Source organism: Streptomyces avidinii (assembly GCF_014650695.1).
Lineage (GTDB): Bacteria > Actinomycetota > Actinomycetes > Streptomycetales > Streptomycetaceae > Streptomyces > Streptomyces avidinii.
In genome coordinates this window covers 64084-76507 of sequence record NZ_BMVL01000011.1, presented here as the reverse complement: position 1 = coordinate 76507, position 12424 = coordinate 64084, and the positions used below count along the sequence as shown (strand labels likewise).

The 12424-nt window shown below is 70.9% G+C and carries 9 protein-coding genes, 1 tRNA gene, 1 other RNA gene and 1 pseudogene; 5 read left to right on the top strand and 7 right to left on the bottom strand.

What is annotated here, in order from left to right; all coding sequences use genetic code 11:
- Window positions 1-67 precede the first annotated feature (67 nt).
- Together IE257_RS26480 and opcA are read left to right on the top strand one after the other, a co-directional pair.
- Window positions 68-1707, top strand: a pseudogene (locus IE257_RS26480) (helicase HerA-like domain-containing protein).
- Between the two features lie 21 nt (window positions 1708-1728).
- Window positions 1729-2661, top strand: coding sequence for a glucose-6-phosphate dehydrogenase assembly protein OpcA (gene opcA / locus IE257_RS26475; protein WP_189972426.1), 933 nt, complete (start codon window positions 1729-1731; stop codon window positions 2659-2661).
- On the opposite strand, the gene IE257_RS26470 is transcribed toward opcA, so the two are convergent.
- The gene (locus tag IE257_RS26470; RefSeq protein WP_189972425.1) at window positions 2610-3083 is read right to left on the bottom strand and encodes a cupin domain-containing protein; all 474 of its coding nucleotides are present in this window, start codon (window positions 3081-3083) and stop codon (window positions 2610-2612) included. The two genes, opcA and IE257_RS26470, sit on opposite strands and share 52 nt — an antisense overlap.
- A 177-nt stretch (window positions 3084-3260) precedes the next feature.
- Window positions 3261-3863 (bottom strand): HhH-GPD-type base excision DNA repair protein, encoded by a 603-nt coding sequence (locus IE257_RS26465; protein ID WP_189972424.1) that lies wholly within the window; start codon window positions 3861-3863, stop codon window positions 3261-3263.
- A 111-nt stretch (window positions 3864-3974) separates the two neighbouring features.
- On the opposite strand from IE257_RS26465, the gene IE257_RS26460 reads away from it, so the two are divergent.
- On the top strand, window positions 3975-4787 hold the full coding sequence (locus IE257_RS26460) for a VOC family protein (protein ID WP_189972423.1): 813 nt from the start codon (window positions 3975-3977) through the stop codon (window positions 4785-4787).
- Window positions 4788-4908: 121 nt separating this feature from the next.
- On the opposite strand, the gene IE257_RS26455 is transcribed toward IE257_RS26460, so the two are convergent.
- The 5 genes from IE257_RS26455 to IE257_RS26435 form a co-directional block, all read right to left on the bottom strand.
- Window positions 4909-5868, bottom strand: coding sequence for a hypothetical protein (locus tag IE257_RS26455; RefSeq protein ID WP_229920670.1), 960 nt, complete (start codon window positions 5866-5868; stop codon window positions 4909-4911).
- A 576-nt stretch (window positions 5869-6444) separates the two neighbouring features.
- Entirely contained in the window at window positions 6445-6867 is a 423-nt protein-coding gene (locus IE257_RS26450) for a PIN domain nuclease (protein ID WP_189972422.1), read from the bottom strand.
- Window positions 6864-7079, bottom strand: coding sequence for a type II toxin-antitoxin system VapB family antitoxin (locus IE257_RS26445; RefSeq protein WP_097868235.1), 216 nt, complete (start codon window positions 7077-7079; stop codon window positions 6864-6866). The genes IE257_RS26450 and IE257_RS26445 overlap by 4 nt, the downstream gene beginning before the upstream one ends.
- Before the next feature lie 53 nt (window positions 7080-7132).
- Window positions 7133-9556, bottom strand: a complete 2424-nt coding sequence (locus tag IE257_RS26440; RefSeq protein ID WP_189972421.1) for a helicase-associated domain-containing protein — start codon at window positions 9554-9556, stop codon at window positions 7133-7135.
- A 271-nt stretch (window positions 9557-9827) separates the two neighbouring features.
- A tRNA-Ser gene (locus IE257_RS26435) sits at window positions 9828-9915 on the bottom strand.
- A gap of 107 nt (window positions 9916-10022) precedes the next feature.
- On the opposite strand from IE257_RS26435, the gene ffs reads away from it, so the two are divergent.
- Window positions 10023-10121: signal recognition particle sRNA small type (ffs, locus tag IE257_RS26430), an RNA gene on the top strand.
- A gap of 65 nt (window positions 10122-10186) precedes the next feature.
- The gene (locus tag IE257_RS26425) at window positions 10187-12391 is read left to right on the top strand and encodes a DNA polymerase III subunit gamma and tau (RefSeq protein WP_189972420.1); all 2205 of its coding nucleotides are present in this window, start codon (window positions 10187-10189) and stop codon (window positions 12389-12391) included.
- Window positions 12392-12424: the final 33 nt, after the last annotated feature.

Here is a 12424-nt window from a genome sequence, read left to right as displayed (position 1 = left end):
TGCATGCGGGCGCAGCCTCGTGACGGTGGTGCAAAAGTGACGAACAGCGCTATTTGGGGAGTGATGCATGAGCGAGAGCACCGACTCCGCCGTCCCGGCGGACCAGACGGGCGGTCAGCCGGGCGAGGTGGCCGAGGCGGGACCCGCCGACCGGATCGCCGCCGGGTACGCCTTCACCGGACCCGCGCTCGACCTCGGGGCTCTGCTGTGGGACGGCCGGTGCCTGCCCGACCGTCAGATCCGCATCCCTCTCGCGATGCTCAACCGCCACGGACTCGTCGCCGGAGCCACCGGCACGGGCAAGACCAAGACGCTCCAGCTCATCGCCGAACAGCTGTCGGCGGGCGGCGTTCCCGTCTTCCTCGCCGACATCAAGGGCGATATCTCGGGGATCTCGGCGCCCGGGACGGCGAACGACAGGATCGGCGAACGGGCCCACGACGTGGCCCAGTCGTGGGAGCCCACCGGATACCCCTGCGAGTTCTACTCGCTCGGCGGGATCGGCCCCGGGATCCCGGTCCGGTCCACGGTCACCGGATTCGGCCCGGTGCTGCTGTCCAAGGTGCTCCAGCTCAACCAGACGCAGGAGCAGTCCCTCGGTCTGATCTTCCACTACGCCGACACCAAGGGCCTGGAGCTCATCGACCTCAAGGACCTGCGCGCGGTCGTCGCCTTCCTCGTGTCCGACCAGGGCAAATCCGAACTCAAGGGGATCGGCGGACTGTCCACCGTGACGGCCGGGGTGACCTGCGGGCGCTGACCGCCTTCGAGCAGCAGGGCGCCTCGGAGTTCTTCGGCGAGCCCGAGTTCGACACCAGCGAGTTCCTGCGCACGGCCGCCGACGGGCACGGACTGGTCTCCGTACTGGAACTGCCCGCGGTCCAGGACAAGCCGCAGCTCTTCTCCACCTTCCTGATGTGGCTGCTCGCCGACCTCTACAACGACCTGCCGGAGGTCGGCGACCTGGAGAAGCCCAAGCTCGTCTTCTTTTTCGACGAGGCGCACCTGCTCTTCAACGGGGCCTCCAAGGCCTTCCTCGCGTCCATCACCCAGACGGTCCGGCTCATCCGCTCCAAGGGCGTCGGCGTCTTCTTCGTCACCCAGACCCCCAAGGACGTGCCGGCGGACGTGCTCGCGCAGCTCGGCAACCGGGTGCAGCACGCGCTGCGCGCCTTCACCCCCGACGACGCCAAGGCGCTGAAGGCGACCGTGAAGACCTTCCCCAACTCCGAGTACGACCTGGAGGAGCTGCTCACCCGGCTGGGGACCGGCGAGGCGGTCATCACCGTGCTCAGCGAGAACGGCGCCCTGACCCCGGTCGCGGCGACCCGGCTGCGGGCCCCTCAGTCGCTGATGGGACCGATCGCGGCGGCGGACCTGGAGCAGGCCGTGAAGTCCTCGCTGCTCTACTCGCGCTACGCGGAGCCGGTCGACCGCGAATCGGCGTACGAGCGGATCAGCGCCGAACAGGCCGCCGCGGAGGCGCAGGCGGAGGCCGCAGCGGCCGCCGCCGAGGCCGAGAAGCAGGCCAGGACGGAGGAGAAGGAGGCCGCGCGTGCTGCGCGCAGCGCACCGAAGCCGGATCCCTCGCTGGCCGAGCAGGTGGTGGGGAGCGGGCTGTTCCGTTCACTGGCCCGCTCGATCGGCACTCAACTGGGAAGGGAGATCTCCCGCTCGATCTTCGGGACGGCGCGCAAGCGGCGGTGACGCGGTGACAGACTCTGGCCCATGCGGACCGAACTCACCGACACCACGTCCAGCAAGGTCAACCGGGCCCTGCTCGAAGCCCGCCGGGCGATAGGCAGCCCCACCATGGGGCTGGTGCTGACCCTTGTGATCGTCACCGACGAGGAGAACGCCTACGACGCCGTACGCGCGGCCTCCGAGGCCTCCCGCGAACACCCCTGCCGCATCATCGCGGTCATCAGGCGGACCTCGCGCGGCCCGCTCAAGCTCCGCGCCAACCGGGTCGACGCCGAGCTCCGGGTCGGCTCGGACGCCGGGACCGGCGAGATCGTGCTGCTGCGCCTGCACGGGGCGCTGACCGAGCAGGCCGGTTCGGTCGTCCTGCCGCTGCTCCTGCCGGACGCACCCGTGGTGGCCTGGTGGCCGGCCGACGCTCCCACCGACCTGGCGGGCGACCCGCTGGGCGCGCTCGCGCAGCGCCGGATCACGGACGCGGCCGCCGCCGTCGACACGATCGGGGTGCTGGACGAGCGGGCCGCCGGCTACCAGCCGGGCGACACCGACCTGGCCTGGACCCGGATCACGTCGTGGCGCTCGCTGCTGGCCGCCGCCCTGGACCAGAAGCCGCTGCCGGTGACCGGCGCGTCGGTGGAGAGCGAGCCCGACAACGCGAGCGCGGAACTGCTGGCGCGCTGGCTGGAGGACCGGCTGGGGGTGCCGGTGGCCCGGGTGGCGAGCGAGGGCCCGGTGATCACCCGGGTCAGCCTGCACACCACGGGCGGGGAGATCCGGGTGGACCGGCCCGCGGGCGTGCTGGCCACCTTGACCCTGCCGGGCAGCCCCGACCGCAGGGTGGCCCTGAAGATCCGCAGCGGCGCCGAACTGATCGCGGAGGAACTGCGCCGCCTCGACGCGGACGTGACCTACGGCTCGGCGCTGCGGCGGCGCCCGCTCCAGACGGAGCTCTCCGCGTAGTGGTTGTCGTAGGTCGCCGAGCTGTCCTTGATGTCCTGCACGGTGGCCTCGCCCGCGTTGACCCGGCCGAGCAGCCGGTAGTAGTCGAAGCGGCCCATGCCGGGGGTGAAGCCGACGAAGACGGCGGCGGTGTGGCCGGGGGCGGGGGCGAAGGCGTGCTTGACCCCCGGCGGGACCGCGATGAAGTCGCCGGCGCCCAGGGTGTGGATCTCGTCGTCGACGAGGATGTCGAGCCGTCCGGCGGTGACGTGGAAGAACTCGGTGGCCTTGGTGTGGAAGTGCACCGGGGCGCCCGCCGCGCCCTCGTCGAAGGTGGCGGTGTTGCAGGTGAGCTCGGCGGTGTCGGTGAGCAGCGTGATGAGGCTGCCGGGAGCGTCCTGGATGGCTTCGGCGGTGGCGGCGCGGGTCGCGATCTCTGTCATGTCCACCAATCTACGGTCTTGATAGACCGGGAACAGAGGTCAATCCGAGGCCTGTCGGGCCGGTCAATTCGGCACCGCTCCACCGCCTGAGCAGGGCGGGGCCCGATCGGCCCCGCCTGCCGCCTTGTCGGCCCGGCCGCCGATCCAGCCGGCCCAGCCCGGCCCGGCCCGGCCGGGCTAGCCGGCCTTGTCCGCCTTGGCGGCCTTCGCAGCGGCCTTCATCTCCTGCTTGTGCGCCCGCACCTTGGCGAGGGACTCCGGGCCCGTGATGTCGGCCGCGGAACGGTAGACGTTCGCCGGGCCGTATCCGCCCGCTGCCTCCCGCCAGCCCGTCGGCCGCACGCCGAACCGCTTGCCCAGCAGGGCGAGGAAGATCTGCGCCTTCTGCTCCCCGAAGCCCGGCAGTGCCTTGAGGCGCTTCAGCAGCTCCTGCCCGGTCGTGGCGTCGGCCCAGACCGCCTCCGCGCTCCCGCCGTAGTGCTCGACGAGGTACGCGCACAGCTGCTGGATCCGCGTCGCCATCGACCCGGGGTACCGGTGGACGGCGGGCTTCTCGGAGAGCAGGGCGGCGAAGGCCTCGGGGTCGTACGCGGCGATGGTGTGCGCGTCGAGATCGTCGGCGCCCAGCCGCTGGGCGATCGTCCAGGGCCCCGAGAACGCCCATTCCATCGGTACCTGCTGGTCCAGCAGCATTCCGACGAGTGCGGCCAGCGGGCTCCGGCCGAGCAGCGCGTCCGCCTCCGGCTGCTGTGCCAGCCGGATGGTGATGTCCTTGTCCATGGCTCCAGCGTCCCGCCTGGGCGCGCTCCCCGCGCGGTCGGCACACCGCGCGCCTAGCGTGAGTACGACCGTCTACGACGACGACAGGTACGAGACGAGGAGTCGATCGACATGTCTGAGTTCCCCGAAGGCGCTCCGTGCTGGGTGGACGCGATGTTCGCCGATGTGGAGGGGGCCAAGGCCTTCTACGCGGACGTGCTGGGCTGGACCTTCGGCGAGGCCAGCAGCGAGTACGGCAACTACACGCAGGCCTACTCCGGCGGCAAGGCCGTCGCGGCCGTCGTGCCGCCGATGCCGGGGGCCGACGCCCCCTCGCAGTGGTGCCTGTACTTCGCCTCGCCCGATGCGGCGGCCACCGCCGAAAAGGTCACGGCGAACGGCGGCGAGGTGCTGATGGGTCCGATGCAGGTGGGAACCTTCGGCACCATGCTGATCGCGAAGGAGCCGAGCGGCGCGGTCTTCGGCGTCTGGCAGCCGGGCGAGCACAAGGGCTTCGAGAAGATGGGCGAGGCGGGCTCGTACGCCTGGGCGGAGGTCTTCACCCGGGAGCCGGCCAAGGCGGACGGCTTCCTGCCGAAGGTCTTCCCGTACGGCGCTCAGCAGATGGACGCGGGCGACGACCCGGAGGCGGCCGGCATGGACTTCAAGGTCTTCAGCGTCGGCGGCAGCGGGAACCCGGTGCTGGGCCGGATGAAGATGGGCGACGAGTTCCCGCCCGAGATCCCGTCGTACATCCAGATCTACTTCGGCGTGCCCGACTGCGACGAGGCGGTGTCGAAGACGCAGAAGCACGGCGGGAAGCTGCACTTCGGTCCGATGGACAGCCCGTTCGGCCGCTTCGCGGCGGTGACGGACCCGCAGGGGGCAGCGTTCGCGGTGATCGACATGTCGACAACGGTGGGGGAAATGCCGAACTTCGGCTGAGCCCTGCCCCGGGCCCGGCCTCCGGCCCGGCTCCGGCCCCTGCCGTGCCGCCGCGTCCGGCGGCACGGCAGGGGCCGGAGCACTGCCGCCGTACGCGGTCCGGAGGGTGTGGGCCGGTGCTCTAGTCGAACAGCACGAGCTTGTCGCGGGTGATCCACTGATCGCTCACCTCGACGGTCCTGGCGATGACCTCGGGATAGCGATCCGCGAGGTAGACCTGTTCGACCTCTTCGCCGGTCTTCCGGTCTTCGATGACCTTCGTGCCGCCGATCTTCATCTTCTTCAGGGTGCCGATCGTCTCTCCCGCGATCAGGGCGTTGAACGCCTTGATGGCCTGCGCGGACTGCTGGACGCTGTCCCGGCTGACGCGGCCCTTGTTCACGTTGATCATGGTGTTCGTGTAGATGGCCCGCGGGTCACGCCCGACGAACTCCTTACTGGCCTCGCCGATGCAGTCGAAGAACATGTCGGCGACGTGCTCCGGCCACGTCTCGGTGATGATCCTGTAGGCGACGATCAGGCCGGTGGCGCTGGCGTGGCACTGCTTGCCCTTGGCGGTGAGGCGGATGATGCGATCCTCGCTGACCGGCCATGTCTCCACCCACCCCTGCAACTGCTCGGCCGTGGGCCTGCCGTTGGTCCACCGAGTCCAGTGCAGGCCCGCGAGGCGGTTGCTGAGGATCTTCAGGGCTGCGCCGTACACGTTGGAGTTGCTCTGCTTCATCTCGGTCAGCTGGGCGACGAAGTCGCCGGCGGTCCGCACGCGCCCCCCGTCGATCGCGGCGAAGGTGTCGGGGTCCATGTTGTAGGTGACCTGGCTGGTCACGGTGATCCCGGTCTCCAGGAGTGCCGCCGCCCGGTGCTGTCCGTCGATGAGGCAGCCGTGCCAGTCGAGCGCGAAGCCCTGATGCGTGGTGCGGTACTGGCCGCTCCGGAGGATGACCTTGAACTTGTCGATGTTGGAGCGCTTGAGCGGGACGCGGTTGCATGTCCGCTTGTCCATCCAGCTCTTGCAGGTTTCGGGTGTCACCTCGATCGTCTCGGTGTAGACGGCCGGGATGCTCTTCGCCTCGCTGGCCACGCTGCCCCCTCGTTGCTTTGCACGGGGGCCGTTCGGTGCTGCCGCCCGGCACCCCCATTCGATCTTGCTTGGGGGGAAACCTATGGAGGGCGTGGCGGAGAGGGGTCCGCATGTCCGCAAGTGGCAGGCATTGATCGGACCGAGACGCTTCCCGGGTGCTCTTGGCGCCCATTCCGCCGGTTCTGCCCCCTTGGGCCGGTACGGACCTCCTCCGGGCAAACGGCGAGCAGGGCTCTCGATGTCGACCCGAGCCGGAATGTCGGTTCTGTATGTCCCGTACGGCCCCGCCGGACTCCGGAACGCGAGGGCCGTCGACGGCGCGGAAGGCGGGAAACGTAGAAGGGCCCCGCTGCAAGCAGCGGGGCCCTTCTACAACGTGCCCGGTGAGGCACTGGCGGAGGATACGAGATTCGAACTCGTGAGGGGTTGCCCCCAACACGCTTTCCAAATGTTCGTACGGGGGTCCGGCGGGGACCGTGGGTGTCCTGACCCGCGGCGGAGCGTCCAGCCCTGCCACGTCCGAACAGCTCTGGACGGGGGCGAATGAGACCAGGACTGAGACCGCCAGGCGCACGTTCATTTGCCGGTCTCCGGGCCGTACCACTGCATGGCTTGGCCTGTGACGGCGGCGATGCAGTCGAAGTCGTGGTCGCGGTGGAGAAGGGTGAGCCCCTGCAGTTCCGCCGTGGCGGCAACGACGAGGTCCACCGCGCCTGCACTGCGATGCTGTCCACGCTGGGTCAACAGCTCTTGGACTCGCCAGGCGCGGTCGTAGGCCCGGTCGTCGACAGGTACCCAGCTGAATACGAGCCGCATGTCCTCGATGCCTCGCGCACGGTCCGCGGCAGAGCGGGCGCTGTAGAAGAACTCCAGCTCGGTGATCGGGCAGGTCGCGATGAGCCCGGCCGCCGCCGCTTGGTCCCAGCCGTACTGTTCGGCGTCGCCGCGCAGGAATCGCGCGAGTGCGCTGGTATCGATCAGGAACTGTGCCGCGCTCACCTCCGGTAGTTCCGCTTGTCCTCGAAGAGGTCCAGGTCGAAGGAGCCGTCTGCGGTGGCAGCCCGCAGCCTGGTGAGCGCCAGGGCCCGCCGCCGGTTCTCCAGTACCTCGCGCAGGGCGGTGTTGACCGTTTCCTTCTTGGTGCTGGTCCCGAGAGCCTGGGCCACGTCGGCCAGCAGCTCGTCATCGAGGTCGATCACGGTTCGGCTCATTCAGGCACCTCCTGTGATATCAGGTCGTACGTCAAGTATATCCGGAAGGGTGTCTACGCGGGCATGACGCAGTGGATACGGGACAGCGTGAAGACACGTTCGGCGTCACGTAGATGGCACCAGGCTTCGAGGTGGGGCGGATCGAGTTGGAGGCGGCTGAGGGTGCGCACGGTGCGGCTTCCCGACGCGGCGACGTATTCGACGGTGATGGCCATACCGGTGTCGATGGCGTGGCCGAGCTGGCGGACGTCCGTGTACGTCAGCTGCTTCGCGTACCCGGCGACGATCTCCTCGGTATCCGTACCGAAGGGGACCCCTGTGCCGAAGGGATCGGGCTCAGGGGCGGTCGGCGGGGCGGTCAGCAGCCGGGCCACCACGGCGTACGAGTCGGCGACGGCCGATGCCTCCGCCGCTCGGTACGTCGAGCGTCCGGTGCCGGCCTTGGTGGCGGCCTTCCGCGGGGCCGGAACGGCGGCGGCCCGTCGAGGGGGCACCTTCTCGATGCGTACGGTCCCGTCCGGGGCCTCGGCGACGGGGGCATAGCCTTGGTCCCGGAGCGCGGCCAGGGTCTTGTCGGGAGGGCTGTCGCTGACGAGCACCGTCGGGGCGAGCTGCCGTAGCCCGAGCGCGGAGAGTCCCCGGTGTGCGGCGAGCTCGGCCAGGAGCGCCGGTTCGTCGCCGTGGATGACGCAGGCGGCAGGGGCGACGCGCACGTGGCCGTGGCGACGTGCGGCATCGGCGATGAGATAGGACAGAGGCTGTGGCAGAGCCCCGTCGGCGATGGCGGTCAGCTCGACCGAGATCTCGTCCGGAGCGTGACCGGCGTCCAGTGCGCGGCGCATGCTGTCGGCGCTGAACCGCCATAGCGAGGCCGTGCCGCTGATCTCCCGGTCCGCGATCGCATCCAGGAACTCCGCGAGGCGTGCCGAGGGCGTGCCGGTGACGACGGCCGTGAGGTCGCCACCGAGCCGGGCCGTGTCGGTGGCCTCGGGCAGCAGGAGCCGGCACGCGGCGGTCAGTTCCTCAGTGTCACCGGCCATCAGCGCCGCACCGAGCGGGGAGAGGGCGCCTCGGGCGATGACGCCCATCAGCTCGGCCTCGCGGACCGCCGCGGCGAAAGGCGTCTCGTCGTGGAACGATGGATGAGCGAACGGACGGTGCCATGCAACGAGTGGCCCCAGATCCGTGGCGGCCTTCACGCCCTGACCTTCGGCAAGCGTTGCCGCCGCTGCGAGCAACCCGCGCCGAGCCTGTAGACAGCCGCCGCAGGGAGGAGCCCCGGCCACGGCGGGGAGCGCCTTGTTGTCCTCGTCGCGGGCCTGCGAGGGAGTGAACTGCAGGTTCCACCACGTGTGAAGCAGCTCGGCGAACCGCGCTGCGGGTTCCTGCGCCGCCCAGGTGTCGTACGCCGCGGTGGGTGCGACGCGGTTGCCGTCGGCGGCCAGCACCCCGGCCGAGTACGCGATCTCCAAGGTGATGCGTACCACTGCGTCGTCGGCCTGTGCCGCCTTGCCGATCCGAGCCAGTTCACGTGCGCCGATCCCGCCGGACTTCAGCCGGGCCGGGGGAGCCGCCGAGCAGGCTGACAGGACCGAGGCGGCGTGGGCCGCGAACGCGGTGGCAGCTGCCGCTGCCTCCCGGTCCACCTCCACCGCGGGGACGGACACCAGCTCCAGGGCAGGCGGTACGGGCGCGAACGGGGCGTGCCAGTCGGGCCCGCGCAGCGCGAGCGCCACTTCGACGGGCATGTGGGCCGGCCCGTATCCGTGGCGGTTACGGATCAGGAAGCCGCGGTCCAGGGCCCATCGCTCGTCCGGTCGGGAGGCGGCCTCGGGAGTTCCGAACATGATGAACTCCGTTTCTCGCGGTGCGGACTTCGCTCGGCGCGCAAGCAGCTGCCGGGCGCCCGAAGGGGCCTTGGCGATCACGGAGGCGACGCGTTGCGGATCGCCATGGTGTTCCAGGACGGCGGCCGTGCGCTGTTGCCTGGTACCGGGCGGCTTGATGCCCAGTGCCGCGAGCATGCCGCGCAGTTCCTCGGAGGTCACGCCTTCCAGAAGCTCCTCCAGCGGAGCGTCCAGCCCCAGGGGCGTCTCCCACGCCTGCCGCAACGGCGCGGCCAAGTGGAGCCTTCCGTCGCTGTCCGGCCATACCAGGGCATGATCGGCCAGAGCCTCCAGCACGCCGTCCAGTTCCCGAGCGGCAGTGGCTGTCGTCGCTCCCAGCCTCCTCGCCAGGGCGCTGCACGACATGGGCGTTCCCAAGGCGGCCAGGGCCTCGGCCACCTGGAGGCACGGCAGGGGAAGCTGCGGCAAGGCGAGCGCCACCGAGCCGGGTCGCAGAAGACGTTCCGACAGTTCCTCCATGGAGCGCGGCTCCGGTGGCACCGCGGCGTCTTTCCGCCTCCCGAGTACGCGCGCCAGCTGTGGGGCGTCGAGACCGCGCAGCCGGGCTGTCAGCGTGGATCGGGACGTCATGGGGCACACCTCGCGAGGCCGGGAACGCGGCTGGGGACCGGAGCGGCCCCGAACGGAGCCAAGGATTGCGCATTCGATGGGTCGGCCGTCGGTACTCGGAAGGGGTTCACCCACGGAGGAGAGCTCTTGATGGGCCGGAGTGTGGGCGGGCCTGGCACGCGCGTGAAATGTCGTGAATATCGGAGATGAGAGAGACCGGAAGTGAGACCAGGGCATGCAGAAGACCCCGGCCGGTTTCCCGGTCGGGGTCTTCAAGTGCCCGGTGAGGCACTGGCGGAGGATACGAGATTCGAACTCGTGAGGGGTTGCCCCCAACACGCTTTCCAAGCGTGCGCCCTAGGCCACTAGGCGAATCCTCCGCCGCAAACAATACAAGACGTTGAGGGGTGCTCGCGAACGTGATCGTCGGACGGAGGCCGGGTCGGGGTCCGGCTCGATTCCGGGGGCTTCCATCCGCTAGGGTGGGGCCAGCCCCTCACGTGGCGCTATCTCACCCAACTCCCCCAGGGCCGGAAGGCAGCAAGGGTAAGTGGGCTCTGGCGGGTGCGTGGGGGGCGCTTTGCGTTCCGGGCGCCCTCCGGGGGCATCGGCGGGCCGCTGATGTCGGTGGGCCCGGATAACCTCGTATACGTGTCGTCCCTTGCGCTGTACCGCCGCTATCGCCCCGAGTCGTTCGCCGAGGTCATCGGGCAGGAGCATGTCACTGCCCCGCTGATGCAGGCCCTGCGGAACAACCGGGTCAATCACGCGTACCTGTTCAGCGGGCCGCGCGGGTGCGGCAAGACCACCAGTGCGCGCATCCTCGCCCGGTGTCTGAACTGTGAGCAGGGTCCCACTCCCACCCCCTGCGGGGAGTGCCAGTCCTGTCGGGACCTGGCCAGGAACGGGCCCGGGTCCATCGACGTCATCGAGATCGACGCCGCCTCGCACGGTGGTGTGGACGACGCCCGTGACCTGCGGGAGAAGGCCTTCTTCGGGCCGGCGTCCAGCCGCTACAAGATCTACATCATCGACGAGGCCCACATGGTCACCTCGGCGGGCTTCAACGCCCTGCTGAAGGTGGTCGAGGAGCCGCCGGAGCACCTCAAGTTCATCTTCGCCACCACGGAGCCGGAGAAGGTGATCGGGACCATCCGGTCCAGGACGCACCACTACCCCTTCCGGCTCGTGCCGCCCGGCACCCTGCGGGACTACCTGGGCGAGGTCTGCGGGCGCGAGGGGGCCAGGGTCGAGGACGGCGTGCTGCCGCTCGTCGTGCGGGCCGGCGCCGGCTCCGTGCGTGACTCGATGTCCGTCATGGACCAGCTGCTCGCCGGTGCCGCCGACGACGGTGTGACGTATGCCATGGCCACCTCGCTGCTCGGCTACACCGATGGTTCGCTGCTCGACTCCGTCGTCGACGCCTTCGCCGCCGGGGACGGGGCGGCCGCGTTCGAGGTCGTCGACCGGGTCGTCGAGGGCGGGAACGACCCGCGCCGGTTCGTCGCCGACCTGCTGGAGCGGCTGCGCGACCTGGTGATCCTGGCCGCCGTGCCGGACGCCGGGGAGAAGGGGCTGATCGACGCCCCCGCCGACGTCGTGGAGCGGATGCAGGCCCAGGCTTCCGTGTTCGGCGCCGCCGAGCTGTCGCGTGCCGCCGATCTGGTCAACACCGGACTCACCGAAATGCGCGGCGCGACCTCGCCCCGGCTCCAGCTGGAGCTGATCTGCGCCCGGGTGCTGCTGCCCGCCGCGTTCGACGACGAGCGGTCCTTCCAGGCCCGGCTCGACCGGCTGGAGCGCAGCGGCGCGGCCGCCGCCTTCGCCGCGCCGCCGGCTGCGGGTCCCGCCATGGGCTACGTGCCCGGGCCCGAGGCGCATCCCATGGCGCCCGCCGGTCCCGGTGGGGGCGTCGCTGCCGTGCGTGCCGCCGCCGGGGTGCCCGCTCCCGCTGCCGAGCCGGTTCAGGCCGCGCCCGCCGCTGCTCCCGCGCCCGCTGCTCCGGCGCCTGCTCCCGCAGCCCCCGCACCCGCTCCCGCAGCTCCCGCCCCCGGCGCGTGGCCAGGTGCAGCGCAGCCCGGGAGCGGCGCCCCCGGTGCCTGGCCGGGAGCCGCGGCCGCCGCGGCGCCGGTTGCCCCGACTGCCCCCGCCGCCGGTGCCTGGCCCAGCGCGTCCGCTCCCGGACCCGCGTCCGCGCCCGCACCCGTCGCCCCGGCCGCCGCCCCCGCGCCGGCCCCCGCGGCCGCCGCCCCCTCCCCCGGCATGGCCGCCGGAGCCGGGCAGGTGCAGGCGATGTGGCCGGGAGTGCTGGAGGCCGTCAAGAACCGCCGCCGTTTCACCTGGATCCTGCTCAGCCAGAACGCCCAGGTCACCGGCTTCGACGGGACCACCCTCCAGCTGGGCTTCCCCAATGTGGGCGCCCGCGACAACTTCGCCAGCAGCGGCAGCGAGGACGTGCTCAAGGCGGTCCTGGCCGAGCAGTTCCAGGTCAACTGGAAGATCGAGGCCGTCGTCGGCGGCGGGTCCCCGGCCCCGGTCCAGACCTCCTCGTACGGCTCCTCGTACGGCGCCCCGGCCGCGCCCGCCCCCGCCTACAGCCCGCCGCCCCCGGCGCAGCCGCAGCAGCCCTCCAGCTCGCAGAACCCGCCCGCGCAGCAGTACGCGACGCAGCAGCAGCCCCAGCAGTCGGCTCCCGCCCCGCAGCCCCCCGTGCAGCAGGCACCCCCGCCGGTGGCCCCCGAGGACGACCACGCGGAGGACGACGATCCCGACCTCGTCGAGAGCGCCCTGACCGGACACGACCTGATCGTGCGCGAGCTCGGAGCCACTGTTGTGGAGGAATACACAAATGAGTAGCCGGTCCTGATTGGGTGGCCGCACGAAGGCAGC

Coding starts and splice junctions, on each gene's coding strand:
- opcA (WP_189972426.1), top strand. CDS start 1,729: ATGCGGACCGAACTCACCGACACCACGTCCAGCAAGGTCAACCGGGCC.
- IE257_RS26470 (WP_189972425.1), bottom strand. CDS start 3,083: ATGACAGAGATCGCGACCCGCGCCGCCACCGCCGAAGCCATCCAGGAC.
- IE257_RS26465 (WP_189972424.1), bottom strand. CDS start 3,863: ATGGACAAGGACATCACCATCCGGCTGGCACAGCAGCCGGAGGCGGAC.
- IE257_RS26460 (WP_189972423.1), top strand. CDS start 3,975: ATGTCTGAGTTCCCCGAAGGCGCTCCGTGCTGGGTGGACGCGATGTTC.
- IE257_RS26445 (WP_097868235.1), bottom strand. CDS start 7,079: ATGAGCCGAACCGTGATCGACCTCGATGACGAGCTGCTGGCCGACGTG.
- IE257_RS26440 (WP_189972421.1), bottom strand. CDS start 9,556: ATGACGTCCCGATCCACGCTGACAGCCCGGCTGCGCGGTCTCGACGCC.